Origin of the sequence: Nonomuraea fuscirosea (genome assembly GCF_035917475.1) — a bacterium.
Lineage (GTDB): Bacteria > Actinomycetota > Actinomycetes > Streptosporangiales > Streptosporangiaceae > Nonomuraea > Nonomuraea fuscirosea.
The window spans coordinates 2,709,291-2,729,985 of sequence record NZ_CP109074.1 but is presented as its reverse complement, the minus strand read 5'-3'; the positions used below and the strand labels follow the sequence as shown (position 1 = coordinate 2,729,985).

20 protein-coding genes are annotated in these 20,695 nt (G+C 70.7%); 4 read left to right on the top strand and 16 right to left on the bottom strand.

Going from position 1 to position 20,695, the window contains the following annotated elements:
- Positions 1 to 9 precede the first annotated feature (9 nt).
- The 13 genes from OIE67_RS12280 to OIE67_RS12220 all read right to left on the bottom strand — a co-directional run bounded on the left by OIE67_RS12280 (position 10) and on the right by OIE67_RS12220 (position 13,332).
- Complete coding sequence (locus OIE67_RS12280) at positions 10 to 285, bottom strand: hypothetical protein (RefSeq protein WP_106251536.1); 276 nt, start codon at positions 283 to 285, stop codon at positions 10 to 12.
- A 47-nt stretch (positions 286 to 332) separates the two neighbouring features.
- The gene (pssA, locus tag OIE67_RS12275; protein ID WP_106251537.1) at positions 333 to 1,163 is read right to left on the bottom strand and encodes a CDP-diacylglycerol--serine O-phosphatidyltransferase; all 831 of its coding nucleotides are present in this window, start codon (positions 1,161 to 1,163) and stop codon (positions 333 to 335) included.
- A complete protein-coding gene (locus tag OIE67_RS12270) occupies positions 1,150 to 1,791 on the bottom strand; it encodes a phosphatidylserine decarboxylase (protein WP_326639619.1) in 642 nt (213 codons plus the stop codon). Before OIE67_RS12270 ends, pssA begins: the two co-directional genes overlap by 14 nt.
- A gap of 108 nt (positions 1,792 to 1,899) precedes the next feature.
- Entirely contained in the window at positions 1,900 to 2,883 is a 984-nt protein-coding gene (locus tag OIE67_RS12265) for a TerC family protein (protein WP_326639618.1), read from the bottom strand.
- Positions 2,884 to 3,078: 195 nt separating this feature from the next.
- A complete protein-coding gene (locus OIE67_RS12260) occupies positions 3,079 to 4,134 on the bottom strand; it encodes a glycosyltransferase (RefSeq protein ID WP_326639617.1) in 1,056 nt (351 codons plus the stop codon).
- A gap of 518 nt (positions 4,135 to 4,652) precedes the next feature.
- Positions 4,653 to 6,245 carry a murein biosynthesis integral membrane protein MurJ gene (murJ, locus tag OIE67_RS12255; protein WP_326645325.1) on the bottom strand — a complete coding sequence of 531 codons (1,593 nt, stop codon included), beginning with the start codon at positions 6,243 to 6,245 and terminating at the stop codon, positions 4,653 to 4,655.
- Positions 6,246 to 6,344: 99 nt separating this feature from the next.
- Entirely contained in the window at positions 6,345 to 7,208 is an 864-nt protein-coding gene (locus OIE67_RS12250; RefSeq protein WP_326639615.1) for a hypothetical protein, read from the bottom strand.
- A 1-nt stretch (position 7,209) separates the two neighbouring features.
- Complete coding sequence (locus tag OIE67_RS12245) at positions 7,210 to 8,187, bottom strand: copper transporter (protein ID WP_106251546.1); 978 nt, start codon at positions 8,185 to 8,187, stop codon at positions 7,210 to 7,212.
- Complete coding sequence (gene steA, locus OIE67_RS12240; RefSeq protein ID WP_326639611.1) at positions 8,184 to 9,380, bottom strand: putative cytokinetic ring protein SteA; 1,197 nt, start codon at positions 9,378 to 9,380, stop codon at positions 8,184 to 8,186. Before steA ends, OIE67_RS12245 begins: the two co-directional genes overlap by 4 nt.
- 73 nt (positions 9,381 to 9,453) lie before the next feature.
- Complete coding sequence (gene recN, locus OIE67_RS12235) at positions 9,454 to 11,163, bottom strand: DNA repair protein RecN (protein ID WP_326639610.1); 1,710 nt, start codon at positions 11,161 to 11,163, stop codon at positions 9,454 to 9,456.
- Positions 11,164 to 11,264: 101 nt separating this feature from the next.
- Positions 11,265 to 12,164, bottom strand: coding sequence for an NAD kinase (locus OIE67_RS12230; RefSeq protein ID WP_326639608.1), 900 nt, complete (start codon positions 12,162 to 12,164; stop codon positions 11,265 to 11,267).
- The gene (locus tag OIE67_RS12225) at positions 12,161 to 12,979 is read right to left on the bottom strand and encodes a TlyA family RNA methyltransferase (protein ID WP_326639606.1); all 819 of its coding nucleotides are present in this window, start codon (positions 12,977 to 12,979) and stop codon (positions 12,161 to 12,163) included. Before OIE67_RS12225 ends, OIE67_RS12230 begins: the two co-directional genes overlap by 4 nt.
- The gene (locus OIE67_RS12220) at positions 12,976 to 13,332 is read right to left on the bottom strand and encodes a hypothetical protein (protein WP_326639604.1); all 357 of its coding nucleotides are present in this window, start codon (positions 13,330 to 13,332) and stop codon (positions 12,976 to 12,978) included. Before OIE67_RS12220 ends, OIE67_RS12225 begins: the two co-directional genes overlap by 4 nt.
- Positions 13,333 to 13,458: 126 nt before the next feature.
- Here OIE67_RS12220 and OIE67_RS12215 point away from each other — a divergent pair, with 126 nt between their 5' ends.
- On the top strand, positions 13,459 to 13,806 hold the full coding sequence (locus tag OIE67_RS12215; protein ID WP_326639602.1) for an SCP2 sterol-binding domain-containing protein: 348 nt from the start codon (positions 13,459 to 13,461) through the stop codon (positions 13,804 to 13,806).
- A 139-nt stretch (positions 13,807 to 13,945) separates the two neighbouring features.
- Here OIE67_RS12215 and OIE67_RS12210 read toward each other — a convergent pair whose 3' ends face one another.
- Positions 13,946 to 14,917: an HAD-IIA family hydrolase gene (locus OIE67_RS12210; RefSeq protein ID WP_326639600.1), complete on the bottom strand. Its 972-nt coding sequence runs from the start codon at positions 14,915 to 14,917 to the stop codon at positions 13,946 to 13,948.
- Between the two features lie 78 nt (positions 14,918 to 14,995).
- Between OIE67_RS12210 and OIE67_RS12205 the strand changes: the two genes are divergently transcribed.
- Positions 14,996 to 15,436 carry a TipAS antibiotic-recognition domain-containing protein gene (locus OIE67_RS12205; protein WP_326639597.1) on the top strand — a complete coding sequence of 147 codons (441 nt, stop codon included), beginning with the start codon at positions 14,996 to 14,998 and terminating at the stop codon, positions 15,434 to 15,436.
- Between the two features lie 271 nt (positions 15,437 to 15,707).
- Here the strand turns inward: OIE67_RS12205 and OIE67_RS12200 are convergent, their stop codons facing one another.
- Positions 15,708 to 16,130: a tetratricopeptide repeat protein gene (locus tag OIE67_RS12200; protein WP_106251562.1), complete on the bottom strand. Its 423-nt coding sequence runs from the start codon at positions 16,128 to 16,130 to the stop codon at positions 15,708 to 15,710.
- A gap of 120 nt (positions 16,131 to 16,250) precedes the next feature.
- Between OIE67_RS12200 and OIE67_RS12195 the strand changes: the two genes are divergently transcribed.
- On the top strand, positions 16,251 to 18,044 hold the full coding sequence (locus OIE67_RS12195) for a DUF1015 domain-containing protein (RefSeq protein ID WP_326639594.1): 1,794 nt from the start codon (positions 16,251 to 16,253) through the stop codon (positions 18,042 to 18,044).
- Between the two features lie 58 nt (positions 18,045 to 18,102).
- On the opposite strand, the gene OIE67_RS12190 is transcribed toward OIE67_RS12195, so the two are convergent.
- Entirely contained in the window at positions 18,103 to 18,513 is a 411-nt protein-coding gene (locus OIE67_RS12190) for a single-stranded DNA-binding protein (protein WP_181308631.1), read from the bottom strand.
- A 110-nt stretch (positions 18,514 to 18,623) separates the two neighbouring features.
- On the opposite strand from OIE67_RS12190, the gene OIE67_RS12185 reads away from it, so the two are divergent.
- Positions 18,624 to 19,550 carry an MBL fold metallo-hydrolase gene (locus OIE67_RS12185; RefSeq protein ID WP_326639589.1) on the top strand — a complete coding sequence of 309 codons (927 nt, stop codon included), beginning with the start codon at positions 18,624 to 18,626 and terminating at the stop codon, positions 19,548 to 19,550.
- Positions 19,551 to 20,695 lie beyond the last annotated feature (1,145 nt).

Genomic DNA, 20,695 nt, shown 5'->3' with positions numbered 1-20,695 from the left:
GCGAACAGGTCACGGACGCGCGGCCAGCACACGCTCGATCCGCGCCGCCGCGAGAGCGGGCTCGTCGGCCAGGCCGACGAGCTCGCCCCACGACCAGCGGTAAAACCATCCGCCGGACAGCGGCACACAGTCCACGGTCTCGGCCAGCATGAACGTGTCGGGATGGCTGATGCGCAGCGCGGGCGGATGGCTCCGCAGCAGGGCGGTCAGCCCGCGCTCTTCCAGCTCCGTGGCCAGCTTGCCGAGATAGTACGTGCGCGTGTGCTCGCGCGGCGTAGCCGACATGGCTCCATCAAAGCCGAAGTAAGACGAAAAATCCCGTCAGTGCCGCATCAGTGGCCGATGCGAATCCGGGCGGCTTCCTTACGCTGCTCGCGCTTGTAGAACAGCACCCGCAGCGGAATCGCGGCGACGAGCGCGATCTGCATGCTCGCCCCGATCTTGATCGGCAGGTCCCCGCCCTGGGGCCAGGCGACCCACACGGTGAGGAACGCCACGTTCACCATGATCCAGCCGAGGACGACCGCCGCGAGCTGCCCCTTCGGCTTGGGGTACTCGATCCGGCTGACCATCAGCCAGGCCACGCCGAGCACGGCCGCCAGCGACCAGACGCTCGGCTGGAAGAGCAGCACGATGGAGATCACGGTCATGGCGCCCATCGGGATGGGCAGCCCCATGAAGTCGCCGCTCTTGGTCTTGACGCAGGCGAACCTGGCCAGCCGGACGACACCGGCGACCAGCACGGCCGCCGCCGCCGCGAGCACCGCGGTGAACGGCACCTGCGGCGTGAATCCGCCCCAGATCACCACCATGAACGCGGGCGCGAACCCGAAGCTGATGACGTCGGCCAGGTTGTCCAGCTCGGCCCCCATCGCGGAGGCGCGGAAACGCCGCGCCACGAGCCCGTCGAACAGGTCGCACGTCGCGCCGATGAGCAGCAGCACGATGGCGGTGGCGAAGTAGCTGGGCTCGGGGGTGAATCGCCCGCCGTCGACCTGGAGCTGCTGGATGGCGGAGTAGGCGAGGACGCACACCGCGAGGAACCCGCAGACGGCGTTGCCCAGGGAGAGGGAGTCGGCGGCGGACAGGCGGAACGCCTTGCCCACGGGACCGCGCGGTTCTTCCTCGTCCGCCTGCCAGCTGCCGGCGTCAGCCGTGGTCAATTCTGGTCACCCCCGCAACCGTCTTGTCACCCACGGACACCGCGGGAGTGATCCCTTCGGGCAGGTAGAGGTCGACCCGCGAGCCGAGTCTGATGAGACCGATCCGCTCGGCCTGCTCCACCTTCGCCCCGGCGCTCAGATACGGCACGATCCTGCGCGCCACCGCGCCCGCGATCTGCACCATCTCGATGTCGCCCAGCGCGGTCTCGAAATGCCACACCACGCGCTCGTTCTGGTCGCTGTCCTTGTTGAACGCCGGCAGGAACCCACCTGCCACATGCTGCACGGAGGTGACATTTCCCGCAAGAGGGGCACGGTTGACGTGCACGTTCAGCGGGTTCATGAAGATCGCGACCCTGGTGCGGCCGTCCGGCCACGGGTCGATGCTCTGCACCACGCCGTCGGCCGGCGACAGGACACGGCCGTGGCCGGGAGTGCGGTCGGGATCGCGGAAGAACCAGAGCATGCCCCCGGTGAGCGCGCTCAGCGGCACCGCCGCGAGCGCCCATCGCCGGTTCCGGCGCGTCAGCAGAGCGGTGACGGCCGCCGTGGCCGCCGTCGGGAGAAGCCACGGGGAGACCCCTCGCGCGAGCCTCACACGGCTCGGGCTTGCAGAATCGTCTGACACGAACAACCTTTGGTGGTGACTGGACTGGGCGCTTTGCCGTGATGTTACAGAACGAGCAACTATGACACGGCACAACTACACAAGCAAAGCGCCTCGAAGCCCATTTCGCTAGACCTGCTCCGAGTGCGTCTGCTCGCCCTTGCGCGCGTCCATGCGGGCCTTGATCAGGCTCGCCACAGTGGTGATGACCATGGTGGCGCCGATGACCGAGAGCGACACCCAGATGGGAATTTCGGGCGCCCAGGAGACATGGCTGGAGTGCAACGCCTCCAATACGAGCTTAACCCCGATGAACCCCAGGATGAACGCCAAACCATAGCTGATGTACACGAGCCGCTGCAGCAGGCCGCCGAGGAGGAAGTAGAGCTGACGCAGCCCCATCAGGGCGAACGCGTTGGCCGTGAAGACGATGAAGGGGTCCTTGGTGAGCCCGAAGATCGCCGGAATCGAGTCGAGGGCGAACAGCAGGTCGGTGCTGCCGATGGCGACCATCACGATGAGCATCGGGGTGACCATGCGCCTGCCGTCGATGCGCACGGTGACCTTCGAGCCGACGTAACCCTCGGTGGTGGGGAAGGCCCTGCGCACCCAGCGGAGCAGGACGTTCTCCTTGAAGTCCTCCTCCTCGCCCTTCAGGTGCTGGCGGACGATGTTGATCCCCGTGTAGACGAGGAAGGCGCCGAAGACGTAGAACAGCCAGCCGAACCGCTCGAGCGCCGCGGCGCCGAGCGCGATGAACGCGCCGCGCATCACCAGCGCGAGCAGGATGCCGACGAGCAGCACCTTGTGCTGGTAAAGCTTGGGAACGGCGAACCGGCTCATGATGATGAAGAAGATGAACAGGTTGTCGATGCTCAGGCTGTATTCGGTGATGTAACCGGCGACGAACTCGCCGGCCCGGTCGGCTCCAGAGGTGTTCCACAACAACACGGCGAAGGCGGCCGCGAGGGCGACGTAGAACGTCACCCAGTATCCGGCCTGCCGCATGGAGAATTCGCGGGCTTCCCCGCGGTCGACGATCCACAAGTCGATGGCGATGACGACCAACAGACCACCGATCACGGCGATCCAGGCCCACAGGGGTTCAGTCACTCAGACCCTCCGGCAGCATGCACGCTTCATTGCCGGAGGTCTCTCCCGCCCGCCGAAATCTGCGGACCGGCAGCCCCGGGGGCCCCGTGGAGTGGGGCTGCACCGTGATGACGAGGCTGTCGCGAAGGGATACTCCCCTCCCTAACCCAGGCAGTATATGAGAACGGATCGGGCCCGCCTAACCATCCCCCTCACTCACTTCTGGTACGCGGCCAGCACACTCTCGACGACGTCGTCGTCATCCGGCATCTCCCCGCCCCGCCGCGTGGCCGCCTCGGCCAGCGTTTCCGCAGCTCGCGGGCTGGACAGCAGCTCCTGTACGGCCGCACGCAACCCCTCGACGTCGCCGTACGGAACCAGGATTCCGGCATCTCCCAAGATTTCCGGAATACCGCCCACATTCGAGGCGATGGCCGGCGTCCCCGTCATGAGCGCCTCCCTCAGCGTGAGCGGCTGCCCCTCCCACCGGCTCGGCATCACCAGGGCCAGGGCGGCGCCGAGCAGATCGGGCACGTCCTCGCGGTGACCCAGCAGCGTGACGGGCAGCCCTTCCGCGTCGATCCTGCGCCGCAACTCTCCGCGCAGCGGCCCCTCCCCCGCCACCACGAACAGCGGCCGGGCGTCGCGCCACGGCCCGGCGGCGACGTCGAGCAGCGTCTCCAGACCCTTCTGCTGGGCCAGTCTCGCGACGGTGAGCAGAATCGGCCGCTCGCCCGCGCCCAGTTCGTCCCTGACCTCCCGCGGCGTACGCTTCGGCGGCCGGGGCACCGGCGCCGTCACCAGAGCGGCCCGCACGTCGCGGGCGCCGAGCCTGGTCATCCGCTGCCCCAGGTCGGGCGAGACGACCAGCACGCGCCCCGCCCGCCGGGCCACGATCCGCTCCAGCACCCCGTAGGCCAGACCGACGAACCCGCCCGCGGTGAGCGCGTTGTGCAACGTCACCACCGCCCCCCGCCGCGCCAGCCCGGCCAGCGCCCCCGCCCGCAACCCATGGGCGTGGACCACGTCGGCCCCCTTGGTCAGCCGCCTGACGGCCAGCACAGCCCGCAGGTCGTTCACCGGGTGCGGCCGATCGGAGACGGCCACCTCCACGAACCTGGCCCCCGCGCCGCCGAAGGCGAACTGTTCCTCAACACTCCTGGGCCCGATCACGACGACCTGGTGTCCCCGGCGTACGAGCTCCTCCACCAACGTCAGAACATGCCGCCCCGTACCACCGGTCGTGGTGCCCAGCACGAAAGCCACCCGCACAACCCGCTCCCTCCTCATTTCACCGCTCCCAACCCAACCACCGCCCACTCACTCCATCCGAAACCAACCAACAACCCACCCACCCCGAAAGCCGACGACCGCCTGCCCCGAACCAACCGGCCAACGTCCGCCCGCCCAGAACGAGCCAACCACCCTGTCCACCCTGCCTGTCCACCTGCCTGTCCACCCTGAGTACACCAACCACCCGACGCCCCCGAGTGAACCGACAACTCGCCCGCCCGGCCCGACCCAACCCCTGGCCGTATCCACACCGATCGGCCGTCAAGCTGACGCACCGCCGCGCCCCCACCCATACCAACCGACCGCCGGACCTGTCGCGCCAACAGCCCCTGTCCGGCCCGATCGATCCCCCGCGCCCCTTCCGACCCCGCAGCGACCCATCCGGCCTCCCCGATCCACAGCGACCCATCCGGCCTCCCCGATCCGCAGCGCACCCACAGCGCACGCCCCTGCCCGGATCACCGTGCTCAGCCGGCCCCTGCGGCAACGTCCCATGCTCAGCCCGGACCGCCCCGCCGCAGCATGCCGACCACCGCGTCAGCGTCCGCCCGGTCCACCACCGCCACGACCGCGGCGCCGACGCCCAGCGCCACGACGGCGGCCAGGGCGGCGGCGGCCACGTTCGGCCACAGGCCGCTCGCCCCGAGCCACCCCACCACGCCGGCCCCGGCGAGCCACCCCAGCACCCCACCGGCCAGCGCCGCCCCCACGGCCCTGCCCAGCCCGGCCGCGGCCGCGCGCCCCCGCGCCCGGACCACGGAGGCGAGCAGCGACGCCCCGCCCACGGTCATGCCGACGCTCATGCCGAGCGCCATCCCGCCGATCTCCCACTCCTCGGGTAGCACGAGCACGAATCCGACCTGGGCCACCATGACCACGCACCACCCGGCCACGGTGCCGGTGGCGGCCGCCCGCCCGTGGCCGGCCGCGTAGAGCACCCGGCTGAGATGGGCGATGAGCCCGTATCCCACCAGTCCCGGCGCGAACAGCGCGATCGCCGCCGCCAGCTCGGCGGGAGGCACGTCGCTCTTGTCCACCAGGAAGACCATCGCCCCGGGGCCGGACGCGGCGGCCAGCACTCCGGCGGCCAAGCCGGACACCAGCACCACGGCCCTGGTCGTGCGGGCCGAGAGCGCCGCGAAGGCCGCCGGATCGCCCGCCTGCGCGGACAGCCGGGGGAACGCGCTGGTGGCGATGGGCACGGCCAGCACGGCGTACGGCACCAGGTAGATCGCCCACGCGTAGTTGTAGACGGCGATGGCGCCGTTGCCGATCGCCTTGTTCGACAGCACCAGCACCACGATCATGGCCGCCTGCTGGGCGAGCAGCGCGGCGATGCCCGCCAGGGCGAGCCTGCGCACCCGCCCGGCCACGCCGTCGGGGAACCGTAAGGTGGGCCGCCAGCGCAGCCCGAGCCGCGCCACGGGCCCGAGCACGGTCAGCACCAGCGCCAGCACCCCAAGGCTGGTGCCCACTGACAGCGCCAGCTCGGCCGGCTCGGGCAGCGTCGCCGGATCGGCCACGCCGCCGCTGAGCGGCACGAACAGCAGGTAGGCGACGATGACCACGATGCTGGAGACCAGGGGCGCGACGGCGGGCCCGGCGAAGCGCTTGTGCGACTGCAGCACGCCGTAGAGGACGGCGGCCACGCCGTACAGCGGGATCTGGGGGGCGAAGACGACCAGCATCCGGGCGGCCACGGCGGCCACGGCCGAGGTGTCCTGGCAGCCGTCCACCGCGGCGCCGACGAAGAGCCCGATGACCGGCCCGGCCAGCAGCGCCATGAGCGCGCTCAGCGGGACGAGCACGACGATCACCCAGGTGAGCAGCGCCGAGCCGATCCGCCCGGCCCGCTCGCGCGACAGGTCGCCGGCCAGCACGGGGACGACCATCCCGGCCAGCGCGCCGCCGACGACCACCTCGAAGACGATGTTGGGGATCTGGTTGGCCGTCATGTAGGCGGTGGACAGGCAGTTGGTGCCGACGGTCCTGGCGAAGGCGTACTGCTTGGCGAAGCCCACGACGCGCGCCAGCACCGTGATGGCTCCGATGAGCATCGCCCCGCCCGCGACGCCCCGCGCCGTCACCATGCCCACCCGGCCTCCTCAGCCCCGCCGCCGATGGCCCCGCCGCCGATCACGCGTACGCAGACATCCTGGCAGGCCGGACCGACGATCGCGCCGACCGGGTCACACGGCGTCGGCCGGGCGGCGGCCGAGCATGTCGATGCGGTGGAGCACCGGGTTGCCCGCGATGACCTTGGTGAAGCTGATCTTCTCCGCGGCCGCGGTCAGCGCCACGACCGTGCCCAGCAGGACGTAGCGGCCGGGCCGGCCGAGCTGGGTGACGGCGGCGAGCCCGAGCAGCGCGCCCAGGGCGTTGGCGCCGGCGTCGCCGAGCATCGCGCGCTCGCCGAGGTCGTCGGGCAGCAGCGCGGCGGCGGCGCCCAGCGGCACGGCGGCCAGCGCCGCCGCGGCGGGCGAGCCGCGCAGGAGCGAGGCGGCCAGCAGCGGGCCGCCGGTCAGCAGCGCCACCTTGATGGCGCGGCCGGGGCGCAGGTCGAAGAGGTTGGCCAGGTTCGCGGTGCCGGCGATGGTGGCGCCGTTGACCAGGGTGTCGGCGGGGCCCTGCGAGACGAGGGCGGCGGCGCCGAGGCCGGTGGCGCCGATGCCGAGGATCTTTACGGCTCCGCTGGTGACCTCGCCGCGGCCCAGCGCGCTGAGGTGGCCCTTGAAGCCCTTGGAGGAGGTGGTGCCGTAGAGGTCGTCGTAGGCGCCGAGTGCGCCGCTGCCGGCTCCGGCCAGCAGCGCGGCGGCGCGTACGCGCGGGGTCAGGCCGGGCGCGAGCGCGGCGGCGGCGCTGGAGCCGGCCACGAACGCGGGGCCTTCGAGCAGCGTGATGGGCTCGCCGCGGTGGTTCTTCCTGGTCCAGCGGCCGCTCAGGTCGGCGGGCCGGTTGCGGGTGAACGCCGCGTAGGCGGCCCGCGCCGCGGCGGCGCCGATCGCGGCACCGGCGAGGGCGTACAGCAGGCCACGGGCCCGGCTGGCTGGCATGTCAGCTCCCTGACGTTGCGGTGGGGGACGGAGTGGCGGACGTCTCCACGGGCATGGCGGCCGAGGCCCCCTTGCCCACGCCGTACTGGCCGGCGCGCCCGGCCAGCTGTTCGCGGAGAGAATAGACGATCACGACGCGCCCGAGGGGCATGTCGACGGTGTCGACCGTGGACACGCGCTTGGAGACCTCGCCCTCGTCGCGTACGGCGCTGATCGCGTCGCCGGGCAGGGCCGTGGTGGCGGCCATCCCGGTCAGCACCGTGCCCATGCCGCCGACGTCGAAGCCGTCGGCGACGGAGACGAGCGCGCCCGCCTGGGTCTCGGCGCTCTCCCCTTCGTACACCTTCTCCGGCGCGAACATCACCGCGAGCGTGGCCCGCTTGGTCACCTCGCCCTCGGTGCTGAGCAGGCCGCCGGTCTCGAACGTGCTGACGACGTCGGCGGCGGCGGTGTTGGGGGTGCCGCTCTGCGTCTGGTCGGTCGTGACCAGGGCGGAGGCCAGCAGCGTGGCGGCCCGGTCCCAGCTGGTGGTGGTGGCCGGGAAGACCATGTTGACCGGCTTGAGCTGGTTGACCAGGCCGTCGAGCACGCCTCTGCCCTTGGGGTCGAGGAACTTCTCGGTCAGCGTGACCCGGCCGGAGATCTCCGCCCCGGCCTGGTCGAGCACCTGCTGCACGGACTCGCGCGCGGCGCTGCCGGAGCCCGGCGTCTCGATCAGCAGCACCCGCTGACCGGCCAGGTCTCCCGAGACCAGGTCGGGCGTCACGGAGGTGATGAAGCTGTCGTTGCCCGCCTCGCGGCCCTGCAGCGTGTCGATCTGGGCCCGCAGCTCCTCCTTCGTCTTGGTGAGCTGGGCCGTCAGCTCCTGGGCCGACTTGACCGCCGGCTCCTGCAGCAGCGTGGTGCCGAGCACGATCCCGACCGCGAGGGCCAGGAAGATCGCGACGATGGAGACGAGGTGGTAGCGAAAATCGATCACGAGAAGAGTCCGACCAACCAGAAGATGAATGCGTTCCAGACGTCCTGCAGGCCGTTGAGCCAGGTCTGGCCGAGCGGCGACAGGAAGAGCGCGACCCCCATGGTGATCAGCGCCGTGATCACGAGCAGGAGCAGCTGGGACGTGGTGATGCGGCTGCGGTAGAGCCTGCTGACGCCCTTGGCGTCGATGAGCTTGCTGCCGATGATCAGCCGGGTGAGGAAGGTGCTGGCCATGCCGGAGCGGCCCTTGTCGAGGAACTCCTCCAGGGTGCCGTGGGTGCCGACCGCGACGATCAGCTCGGCGCCCTTGTCGTCGGCCAGCAGCATCGCGATGTCCTCGCTGGTGCCGGTGGCGGGGAAGATGACCGCTTCCCTGCCGAGCTGGTGCACCCGCTCAAGGCCGGGCGCCCTGCCGTCGCGGTAGGCGTGCACGACGAGCTCGGCGCCGCAGGTCAGCGCCTTGGTGGAGACCGAGTCGAAGTCGCCGACGATCACGTCGGGCAGGTAGCCGGCCTCCAGCAGCGCGTCGGCCCCGCCGTCGACCCCGACGAGGACCGGGCGGTATTCGCGGATGTAGGGGCGCAGGGTGGCGATGTCTTCCTTGTAGTGATATCCGCGCACCACGATGAGGGCGTGCCTGCCCTCCATGGGCGTGCGGATCTCGGGCACGCCCACACCGTCGATGAGCAGCTTGCCCTCACCGCGGACGTATTCCATCGTGTTGACGGCGAAGGCCTCGATCTGCACGGCCAGGCCGGCCCGCGCCTCGGCCATGGCCGCCTCGACGGCCTCAGGGGTCTGCGCCTCGCCCTTGCCGACCACGTCGTCGTCGAGGTAGACGACGCCGTCGCAGACCCGTACGACATCACCGTCCTTGACCCGTTCGAACAACTCCTGGTTGGCGTTGTCGACGAACGGCACCCCCGCGTCGAGCAGAATCTGAGGCCCCAGGTTGGGATAGCGCCCGCTGATGCCGCTGGCCACGTTGACCACGGCCGAAGCACCGCATGCGACGAGAGCCTCCGCGCTGACCCGGTCAACGTCAACGTGGTCGATAATCGCTACTTCCCCGGGCTGGAGGCGTTTTGTCAGCCTCTTGGTCCGCCGGTCGATTCTCGCCACTGCCGTTACACCGGGAAGGTCTCCGACCTTCCTCCCGCGGAGGCCCGGCATCCTGCTTCCCGGAACCTTCATCAAGACCATCCTGCCAGAGGGAAACAGCGCGGGGGCCACGCATGACGCGGCGTGTCCGCTATGTCACCCAGGATCACCTGTCGGCCGCCGCCAGCCCGAGGAGTTCTTCCGCGTGCGCCCGGCCGAGCTCGGAGTCCTCCAGACCGGCCAGCATCCGGGACAGCTCGCGTACCCGGCCCTCGTGGTTGAGCGTGACGACGCCGCTGCGCACGACGCTGCCGTCGCTCGCCTTCTCGACCACGAGATGCTGGTCGGCGAAGGCCGCGACCTGCGGCAGGTGCGTGACGACGATCACCTGCGCGGTGCGGGCGAGCCGGGCCAGCCGGCGCCCGATCTCGACCGCGGCCTTGCCGCCGACGCCCGCGTCGACCTCGTCGAACACGAAGGTCGGCACCGGATCGGCACCGGCGAAGACCACCTCGATGGCGAGCATCACCCGGCTCAGCTCACCGCCCGAGGCGCCCTTGTTGAGCGGCAGCGGCGGCGCGGCCGGATGGGCGGCCATCCGCAGCTCCACCTCGTCCCGGCCCTCGGGACCGAACTCCGCGCTCTGGGTCAGCTGGACCACGACCCTGGCGTGCGGCATGGCCAGCGCGGTCAGCTCGTCGGTCACGGCCTGGCCGAACCGCTCGGCGGCGGCCTCACGCACGGCGGTGAGCTCGTCGGCCAGGTCGGTGAGCCGGGTGGTGAGCTCCTCGTATTCGCGCGTCAGCTCGCCGATGCGCTCGTCGTCGCCCTCCAGCTCGGCCAGGCGCGCGGCCGACTGCTGCGCCCACGCCAGCACTCCCGCGCTGTCCTCGGCGTATTTGCGGATCAGGCTCGACAGCACCGACCGGCGTTCCTGGACGGCGGCCAGGCGGGCCGGATCGGCCTCGATCGACTCCGCGTACGCCGCCAGGTCGGTGGCCACGTCGGAGATCAGGTAGCCCGCCTCGGCCAGCCGGTCGGCCACCCCCGCGAGCTGGGTGTCGAAGTCACGCACGGCCTCCACGGCCGCCCTGGCCTCGCCCAGCAGCGAGATCACGTCGTGCGGGCCGCCCGCGGCCTCCATCGGGTCGCCGAGCAGCGCCGTGTGGGCGGTGGTCGCGGCGCTGCGCAGCGCGTCGGCGTGCGAGAGCCGCTCCTCCTCGCCGCGCAGCTCGACGTCCTCGCCCGGCTTGGGATCGACCTTCTCGACCTCGTCGAGGCCGAAGCGCAGCAGGTCGGCCTCCTGCGCCCGCTCCCTGGCCCTGGTGGTCAGCTCTTCGAGCTGCGCGCCCACCTTCTTGTGCCGTTTGTACGCCTGCGAGTAGGCCCGCAGCGGCTTGACCAGCTCGTCGCCGGCGTAACGGTCGAGCGCCGCCCGCTGCCTGGCCGGCTGCAGCAGCCGCTGCTGGTCCATCTGCCCGTGCACGGCGACCAGGTCGTCGGCCAGGTAGGTGAGCGTGCCCACGGGCACCGTGCGCCCGCCGAGCCAGGCCCTGGACCTGCCCTCGGCCGAGACGGTGCGGGAGATGATCAGCTCGCCGTCCTCGGCCGCGCCGCCGATGTCCTCGACCTGCTGGGCGACGCGCCCGCCCGGCTCGATGACGAGCGTGCCCTCCACCGAGGCCCGATCGGCTCCCGGCCGCACGCGCGACGGGTCGGCCCGGCCGCCGAACAGCAGCCCGAGCCCGGTGACGACCATCGTCTTGCCCGCACCCGTCTCACCGGTGACCACGTTGAAGCCAGGCGAAAGCTCGAGCACGGCCTCGTCGATGACGCCGAGCCCCTGGATGCGGACCTCCTCGACCCTTGGTCGCACTGCCCACTCCCGTTCACTGCCGTGTCCGACGCCGCCGGAGGCGTTTCATCATGCCCACGTGATCCTACGCGCTCCGCCTTCCATTCACTCAGGCCATTCACTCAGGGGCGAACCCTTCCGCGCCACCCCTGGACAGGAAGCTCGAACTTGGCGACCAGCCTGTCGGTGAACGGCGCGCCGGTGCTCTCCACCCCGTGCAGCCGCGCCAGCCGTACGGGCTCGGCGCCCCTGCGGACCTCGATTCGCGTCCCGGACGGCAGCTCGAACCTGCGGCGCCCGTCGCACCACAGGACGCCGCCAGGGGTGTCGGGCAGGATCTCGACGGCCAGCGTCGAGCGCGGGGAGACCACCAGCGGCTTGGCGAACAGCGCGTGCGCGCTGATGGGCACCATGAGCAGCGCCTCGACCTCCGGCCAGACGACGGGGCCGCCGGCGGAGAAAGCATAGGCGGTCGAACCCGTCGGAGTGGCGCAGATCACCCCGTCGCAGCCCCACCTGGACAGCGGCCGTCCGTCGATCTCCGCGACGACCTCCAGCATGCGTTCCTGCTTCTCGACGGTGACCTCGTTGAGCGCCCAGGTGTCGGCCAGCACGCGGCCGTTCTGCCGGGCGAGAACATCGATGGTCATCCGCTCCTCGACGTCGTACCGGCCGGCCACGACGCTGTCGACGGCCGCGGCGAGGTCGGCGACCTCGGCCTCGGCCAGGAACCCGACATGGCCGAGGTTGACGCCCAGCAGCGGCGTGCCGGCGGGCCTGGCCAGCTCGGCGGCGCGCAGCAGCGACCCGTCGCCACCGAGCACGATCATGACCTCGGCGTCCTTGGCCGCGCCCGGGTCCGCAGGGACCGCCTCGGCCCCGCCGCAGCCGATCTCACCGGCCTCGGCGTCCAGCACCTTGACGTTGATGCCCGCGTCGACCAGCCGGTTGATCACCAACCGGGCGCTGTCGATGGCGGCGCCGCGCCCGGTGTGCACGGCGACCAGCACGGTCCGATTCATTGCGGCCCTTCCGCGACGGCCCGCTCGATCTCGGCGTCGAGGTCGGCGACCTGAGGCTCGCCTTCCCCCTTGCCCAGCCAGAGCAGATATTCCACATTTCCTGACGGTCCTGGCAGCGGGCTCGCGGTCACGCCGCGCACACTCAGCCCCAGCTCCGTCGCCTTGGCCGCGGCGTCGCCGACCGAACGCGCCCGCAGCCCGGGATCGCGCACGACCCCGCCTGCCCCGACCAGATCCTTGCCCACTTCGAACTGGGGTTTCACCAGCATCACGAAATCCGCCCTGGGCGCGGCCACCGCCGCCAGCGCGGGCAGCACGAGCCGCAGCGAGATGAACGACAGATCGCCCACCACCAGCGTGGGCGGCTCCTCGCCGACCATCTCGGGGGTGAGGTCGCGCACGTTGACCCGCTCCATGACGGTCACCCGCTCGTCGTTGCGCAACGACCAGGCCAGCTGCCCGTAGCCGACGTCCACCGCCAGCACGTGGGCGGCGCCGCGGCGCAGCAGCACGTCGGTGAACCCGCCGGTGGAGGCGCCCGCGTCGAGGCAGCGGCGGCCCTCCACCTTCAGATTCTCGAACGTGTCCAGCGCGCCGAGCAGCTTGTGCGCTCCGCGCGAAACGTAGTCGGGGCCGTCGTCGTCGGAAGTCGTTACGACGATGGCGGAGGCGGTGTCGACCTGGGTGGCGGCCTTCTGGGCCCGCTGGCCGCCGACGCTGACCCGGCCGGCCTCGATGAGCTGGACGGCCTGTTCGCGCGATCTGGCCATGCCGCGGCGTACGAGCTCGCTGTCGAGCCGGATCCTGCGGCTCACGGGCGTCCCACGGCCCGCTCACCCGGCAACCATCCACCGGGCCGCGGCCGCTCGCTCGGCGAGTGCTGCTCACCCGGCATCCGCCCGCCCTGCACCAGCCCGCCTGACGTCGGACCGCCTGGCATCGATCCACCTGGCGTCGGCCCGCTCGGCAGGGGCCGTCCACCGTCCGGCGAGAGCTGCCCCTGGCCGGCCGTCGGCTCATCCACTGCGGCGAGCGTACTCTCAAGCCCTGAGAACGCCTCGTCGAAGAGCGCGACGTGCTCGTTCACGGGCAGCTCGCCCAGCCCGCCGAGGCGCGCCACGATGGCGTCGACCCGCTCGTCGCCGGTCTCCTCCGGCAGCTCACTCATGACTCGACCGTAACGCCTTCCGGGAGCTGCCGGGACCTTGGCAGGCGTGTCACACGTTGAAGCCCATACGGGGGTGCTAGTGATGTGGAACGCTACCGTCCGCAAAGGGAAGAAAGGACACGCATCATGGCAAGCGTCGAGGACTGCCGGGCGGCACTGACCAAGCTCGTGGCCCAGTTCGACGAGATCGACGAGGCGGACCGGGCCAAGCACGTGGTCGAGCGCACGGTCAGCTGCCGGGTGTCCGACATCGACGTGATCTTCTACGGGCGGCTGCACCACGGGGGGCTGGACCCGTTCACCGAGCAACCACCCGCGGACGGCAAGAGCGCCGACGTCAAGCTCACGATCGTGAGCGACGATCTGATCGCCCTGGTCGACGGCGAACTGGACCTGGCCCGCGCGCTACTCGGGGGCCGCGTGAAGATCGACGCCAGCTTCGGCGACCTCCTACGCCTCCGCAGACTCCTCTGACCCCCACCCCACCTTCAGCCGGACAGGACCACCAGGCTACGCAGGCCCTTGCACCAGAGGACCGCGCAGAGTGCCGCCACCGGCCGGGCGCACAGGCAATGGCCCCAGCCGATCGCACAGGCCAGCCACACCAGATCCCTCAGCCGATGCGGTCCAGCACCGGTTTGACCGCATCCTCCTCCGCCCGCCCAGCACCGGCCGCCGCCCAGGCGGCGTCGCAGGCGGCCCTCAGCCCGTCGATCCGGCTGCCCTCGCCCTCCAGGAACAGCGCCCCGTCCCGCCACCGGGCCCGCCATCCTCCGCAGGCGCCGTCGCGCACCTCGGGATACGGCCGCAGCAACGCCCCCAGATCCTCTCCCACGTACGTGGGCCGGTGCCTGGGTTCAGCCGTCAGCGCATCGGCGGGCGTGGCGACCCCGGTCAGGACCAGCAGGCTCTCCACCCCGGCGTTGGTCGCCCCTTCGATGTCGGTGTCGAGCCGGTCCCCGACGACGAGCGGCCTGCGCGCCCCCGTACGGATCATCGACTCCCGGTGCAGCGGCGGCTCCGGCTTGCCCGCGTAGACGGGTTCGACGCCGGTGGAGGCGGCGATCACTCGTACCATCGCGCCGTTCCCCGGCAGCTCGCCGCGCTGGGTCGGCATCGTGCTGTCGCCGTTCGACGCCACGAACAGCGCCCCGTGCCGCACCGCGAGCGCGCCTTCCGACAGCAGCCCGTACGACAGGCCCGGGGCGATCCCCTGCACCACGGCGGCCGGCGACTCGGCGGCCGTCGAGACGGGCCGCAGCCCTTGATCGCGCACGGCCAGGCGCAGTCCCGAGCCGCCGACCACGAGCACGTTCGCCCCGGGCGGAACCCGCTCGGCGATCAGCCGGGCGGCGGCCTGCGCCGAGGTCACCACGTCACCGGCCTCGGCGGGCGCGCCCAGCTCACGCAGGTGCGCGGCGATGGCGGACGGGGTACGGGAGGCGTTGTTGGTCACGTACGCCAGCCGGGCGCCGCGCCGCTGAGCCTCCTCCAACGCCTCCGGCGCCCCGGGCACCGCGTGGCTGCCGAGATAGACCACGCCGTCGAGGTCGAGCAGCAGGGTGTCATAGCCGTCGATCAGCACAGGGCCTCTTCCCGTTTGACTCTCACGCTGCGTGAGACTTTAGCGTCCTCCCCACATTCACCTGAGAAAGGGACGACCATGTCCGCACCACTCGACCTGACCCCGCAGGAGCGCGCCGAGCTGTTCGGCGGCTTCGACCCCGACGACCACGCGGCCGAGGCCGAGCAGCGCTGGGGCGGCACCCAGTCCTGGACGGACGCCATGCGGCGCTCGTCGGCGTACACGAAGCAGGATTGGCAGCGCTTCATGGCGGAAGCGAGCGACATCAGTTCGCGGATGGCGGACGCGATGCGCTCGGGCGAACCGGCGGACGGCGAGACCGCCATGAACCTGGCGGAGGAGCATCGGGCCCACATCACCCGCTGGTGCTACGAGTGCACGTACGAGATCCACCGCGGGCTCGGCGACATGTACGTCAGCGACCCCCGCTTCACCGCCTCCATCGACGCCACAGCCCCCGGCCTGGCCGCCTACTACCAAGCCGCCATAACCGCCAACGCCGACCGCCACACCGCCTGACACCACACCCGCGGAAAGCCATCAACCGGCCGGCAGATCCATCCTGAACGAATTCGCCGACCCGGCCGCAACAGACGAGCCCGATCGAAAGAGCAGTCGGACCAGAGAACACCCCGAACGACAAGGGCGCCCGAACGAAACAACAGCCCAGCCGAAGAAACAGCCTGAAGGCGAGGAGAGGTACGGACGAAAAGGAGGCCGTAACCCAACTCACAAATCCGACCCACAAAAGCGTTGAGGACTTATGGCGGGCAGGTGACCGGCCCGGCGATCACATCTCCCGTCGTGCGCGCAACGTCGCCCGCACGCTCTTCAACGCCGACACATAATGCCGCTCATCCGGCCGCATGGCCACCGCGATCGCCAGCGGTTCCTGCGCCCCTTCCACATCCCCCGTCCGCCACAACGCCAGCCCAAGGCCGAAATAGGCGTAATCCTCGGCCGGGTTCGCATCCACGATCTGCCGGAAGCTGGCCGCCGCCTCGGCATACTGCCGGGAGTTGAACTGCGCCCGGGCCAGCGCCTCAAGGATGCTGCGCGATTCGGGCTCCGCGGCGGCGGCCCGTTCGAGCAGCGCCGCGGCGGCCGCCGGGCTCCCCTCTTTCAGCAAGCGGACGCCACGCTGATACCAGTCATAAACACCACCCAAGGGGGCGCCTGGGTTCTCATCATGAACGTTTCCCTCGTGAGCCATGTGTGGGGACTCCTTCATCGCTGTACGGCTTCCCCCGCTCCGCCCTGACGCGGAACGGGCACGACTGCGACCATGGGGCGACTTCCGGAAGGTTTGAGCACTTATGGCAGCATGCCCGGTATGGGGACTCCTGAACTGCCGGTGCCGGACGGCCTGGTGCTACGGCCCTTCCGGGGCGTGCGTTTCGCTGTCGAAGATCCCGCCAAGGTGACCTCCCCGCCGTACGACCTGATCTCCGACGCCGACGTCGAGGCCCTCCTGGACTCTCACCCGAACAACGTCGTACGCCTCATCCTTCCCTGCTCCACTCCCAGCGACTCCTCGTCCACGGCCCACCACGCCTCGGAACCGCCCGCCCCACCCGCTCACCACCCTGCCGAAACCTCCCCCACCACCGACCACTCACCCACTGCCGACAACCCCCCGGCGCCCAGCACGCCGCCCCACAACACAACGGACACGATCCCACCGACCCCACCGACCCCGACAACCTCACCGACCACCGACGACACACCAGCCACCCACCAGCTCACAGAACCCGGAGCCCCACCCCACTTCCGGCCGGACGCGTCATCTCCAACCGGCGAGGTACCGGTCGAAACCCGTTACGCCGAGGCCGGGAGAACGCTCAAGGCGTGGCTGGCGGAAGGCATGCTCGTCCCGGACAAGGTGCCGGCACTGTACGTCTACGAGCAGAGCGGCCCCAGTGTCCTCCAGCGAGGCCTGATCGGAGACGTCGGCCTGGCCGACCCTGCGCAGCGCATCATCCTGCCGCACGAGGACGTGATGCCAGGCCCCGTCGCGGACCGCCTCGCCCTCATGAGCACCACCCAGGCCAACCTCGAGCCCATCTTCCTGCTGTACGAGGGCGGCAGCGGCACCGCCACCGCCCTGGTGGACGAGGTGGCCGCCAAGCGACGCCCGCTGGTGACCGCCCATACCGAAGACGGCCTGACCCACCGCCTCTGGGCCATCACGGACCCGGCGGAGATCGCCGCGATCAACGCCGACCTCCACCACCGCCAGGCCCTGATCGCCGACGGCCACCACCGCTACGCCACGTACCGCGTCCTGCAACGCCAGGAACACGCCGCCGCCCGCGAGCCCGGCAGCAGCACGCCCAGCACAAGCCGCCCCGACACCAGCAGCCCCGGCGAGGGCCATAACAGCGCAGGCGAATCCAGCAAGGCCGACACCAACGCAGGCAACCTCAGCCAAACCCCTACCGACCCTGACAACACCGGCGAAGCCCGCACCCCCGCAGGCGACCCCAGCAAGGCCCACGCCAGCACAGACGAACCCGGCCAAGCCCAAACCAACGCGGGCAGTCCCGGCGCGGGACGGGCTGGGCCGTGGGACTTCGGGCTGGCGCTGCTCGTGGACAGCGCGGCGTACCCGCCCGACCTCAAGGCCATCCACCGCGTGATCCCGGGCCTCCCCCTCAGCGAGGCCACCGAGCGGGCGCGGAGCTTCTGGCAGGTGCGGTACTACGACGACCTGGCGAGCGGCCTGGCCGCGCTGGACAGCGTGCCGGAGCCCGCCTTCCTGCTGGCCGGCGAGGGAGGCTCGCGGCTGCTCACCGATCCGGATCCGGTGCGGCTGGCCCGCGCCATGCCGCCCGATCACTCCGACCGGTGGAACTCGCTCAACACCTCCATCCTCACCGAGTTCGTCCTGCCCGTGGTGTGGGGCATGCGCGACGACGACCGGACCGTGCGCATCGTCCACCACGACACCGATGCCGCGGCCCGGCTCGCCGTACGCACGGGCGGAACCGCGGTGATCCTCAGGCCCCTCGCGATCGAGGACGTGCTGGCGGTGGCCGCCGGCGGCGAACGCGTGCCCCGCAAGTCCACCTCCTTCGGCCCCAAACCGAGAACCGGCCTGGTCCTGCGCACATTCGCGATCGACTGAGGGCCGGGCCGACGACGAAGTGCATGCTCTGCCGGCCCGCGCTGTGGGCTCCCTCCGGTCAGACGGCAGGCGCCAGGTAGGGGACCTGCCGGGGGATCAGGACGGCGAGACTGCCCACGCCGCCGTCGCCGACCGGATCGGCGGGCTCTGTCAGCTCCGCCTCGTAGGGTCTGGCGGAGCTCACCTCCACCTCGTACCGCCAGATCTTGGCGGCCGACGGGCCGAAGACGCGGCACCGGAACGACCCCGTCACCTCGATGTAGTCGCGGGGTTTGAGTGCGCGGACCACGGCGGCGGTCTCCGGGTTGAACGTGACGCACGGAACGCTGTCCGTGAGGGCGGCGCCGCGTCTGTGACGTCGGCGGCGCACGATGATGCGCCACTTCGACACGGTGTCGCCGCTCGGCAACGGGTGATCCTCGACCGGCGCTGACAGTCTCCCCACCAGCAAGACTTCGTTTCGATCCACGGTCGTCCTCCTATCGGTGCTCTGGTGAGGATCACTCTCTACGATGAGGGGGACGCCGGATCGGCCCGAACGCCGTTCTGGGGATAACGGCTGGACGATCAGGAGTGCCTGTGGACAACATCACCGCGCTTGGCGGCGACGTCTATGAGATCGACACCAGAATGGCCGGATATGCGGGCATCACGGCGGGCTACCTCATCCTGAGCGACCGGCCGTGCCTGGTGGAGACGGGCACCTCGACCTCGGCCCCCGTGGTGCGCGACGCGATCGCCTCACTGGGCGTCGGGCCCGACGACCTGGCCACCGTCGTCGTGACCCACATCCACCTCGACCACGCCGGCGGAGTGGGCGACATGGCCAGGTTCTTCCCGTCCGCGCAGGTCGTCGTACACGAGAAGGGCGCACGCCACCTCGCCGAGCCGTCCCGGCTCATGGCCAGCGCCCGCATGGTCTGGGGCGACAAGCTCGACACCCTCTTCGGCGAGCTGGCCCCCACCGAAGCCGAACGCATCCTCGCCCTCGGCGACACCGGCGCCATCGACCTGGGCAACGGGCGCACGCTGAGCAGCCACTACTCCCCCGGCCACGCCAAGCACCACGTCGGCCTCGTCGACTCCGCCACCGGCGACCTGTACGTCGGGGACGCGGCCGGCGTCTATCTGCCCGAAACCGGAGACCTGCGCCCCGCGACCCCTCCGCCGGACTTCGACCTGAAGACCGCGCTCGACTCGATCGCCCTGTTCGAAGCACTTGGGCCGCAGAGGTTACTGTTCAGCCACTACGGGCCGGTCGAGGCGGTCCAGGAGACGCTTGAACGGTCTGCGGAAGAGCTCCGGGTCTGGGTGGATCTCACGCAGCAGGCCCGGTCGGAGGGAATGGACCTGGACCACGCCGTCGCCATGGTCAGGGACCGCACCAAGGAACGCTACAGCGCGCTGACCGCCGATGAGGCCACGGCGGAGCAGTTCGAGCTGTTGAACGGCGCCGCGTCGAACGTCGCGGGGATCTTGCACTGGCTCGACCGCACCTCACCATGAGCCCACTTCCAGAACGCGAGGGCTAAGGCGCACGCGAACGCCCGACGACATCACCACCGTAGTAATTCCATCGCGCCGCAACAGCGGATGCGGATCCTTTGGCCCCGGCTGACGGCCATGCCACCGCTGGGGGCCTCGGGTCGTGCCAGCAGCCTGCCGTCATGGTCGGCGCCGCTGCCGCAGGCTTCGTCGGGTCAGTGTGCCGTCGCGATTCGGTCACGCCCATTGGCATTCCATGCCACCGCCGTGAAAGCTGTCGTGTCGGGCCGTCGTCGCCAAGGCTGTCGCCGCATTTCGATCGCATCCGCATGCCGTCGCGATCTCGTCATCTCCGCAGATCCGGCCAGCAGCCACGCGCCCACTGCGGCGTCGGTCATCCGGCCTGCCCTCGCACCACGGCCGCCGCCGCCGTTCGACTGCCTCGCCTGCCATCGCCGTCACGCCACCCCGGCCGATAGCCACCCCAGTAAGCCGAATGCGTCAAGCTGCCGTCATAGTTCGACGCCTCCGTCTGAGTCACGATTCCAAGCGGTTGGTGACGCCTAAGGTCACGTCCCGTCGGAAGGCGTGAGGTCACGTCCCGTCGAGTGGTGTAGAACCGGCCCTCATCGGTGCGGCGCCTTCAACGAAGGGGGGCATCGCGTGAGTCTCTGTGTGATACCGCCAAGTAACACGCAGGGGAGAAACGACGCGATGGCCCTGGACCAGGCTGCCCTGTCAAAGTCCTTTCGGCACTGAAAGCTCCGAGGCGCGCGGACACCCCCACGGCGATGGTGATGGCTCGTACGGTTGCTGGGCGCGTCTGGCTTTAGGCCCGTGGTCGTGCGCGCCCGTTCGGTCGCGCGTGTCTGTGCGATTGTCGGCCGATGCGGTCGTTCGCGCCTACGCGGTTGAGGCCACCCGTGCAGTGCTCGGCCCACCGGCGACGTCAGCCGAGGCGAGCATCAAGGTCGCCCAGTTCGTCATCTCGAACGCGCGGTCGCTTCGAGCTCCCACACCGCATCTCTGCCACGGGCGGGCAGGAGCCACACCGCACGGCGACCCGGGGTCTCTGTTTCATCGGACGAATCCGCAGCCCACGAATTGGTTCCGCCCCGGCGATCCACCACCGAGCAGAGCCGGATGGACGATTTCCCATGGCTCAC

What these genes read in the sequence shown, in the direction of transcription:
- OIE67_RS12280 (WP_106251536.1), bottom strand. Translation starts at nt 285, where the DNA reads ATGTCGGCTACGCCGCGCGAGCACACGCGCACGTACTATCTCGGCAAG.
- murJ (WP_326645325.1), bottom strand. Translation starts at nt 6,245, where the DNA reads ATGGTGACGGCGCGGGGCGTCGCGGGCGGGGCGATGCTCATCGGAGCC.
- OIE67_RS12250 (WP_326639615.1), bottom strand. Translation starts at nt 7,208, where the DNA reads ATGCCAGCCAGCCGGGCCCGTGGCCTGCTGTACGCCCTCGCCGGTGCC.
- steA (WP_326639611.1), bottom strand. Translation starts at nt 9,380, where the DNA reads ATGAAGGTTCCGGGAAGCAGGATGCCGGGCCTCCGCGGGAGGAAGGTC.
- OIE67_RS12230 (WP_326639608.1), bottom strand. Translation starts at nt 12,164, where the DNA reads ATGAATCGGACCGTGCTGGTCGCCGTGCACACCGGGCGCGGCGCCGCC.
- OIE67_RS12220 (WP_326639604.1), bottom strand. Translation starts at nt 13,332, where the DNA reads ATGAGTGAGCTGCCGGAGGAGACCGGCGACGAGCGGGTCGACGCCATC.
- OIE67_RS12215 (WP_326639602.1), top strand. Translation starts at nt 13,459, where the DNA reads ATGGCAAGCGTCGAGGACTGCCGGGCGGCACTGACCAAGCTCGTGGCC.
- OIE67_RS12205 (WP_326639597.1), top strand. Translation starts at nt 14,996, where the DNA reads ATGTCCGCACCACTCGACCTGACCCCGCAGGAGCGCGCCGAGCTGTTC.
- OIE67_RS12200 (WP_106251562.1), bottom strand. Translation starts at nt 16,130, where the DNA reads ATGGCTCACGAGGGAAACGTTCATGATGAGAACCCAGGCGCCCCCTTG.
- OIE67_RS12195 (WP_326639594.1), top strand. Translation starts at nt 16,251, where the DNA reads ATGGGGACTCCTGAACTGCCGGTGCCGGACGGCCTGGTGCTACGGCCC.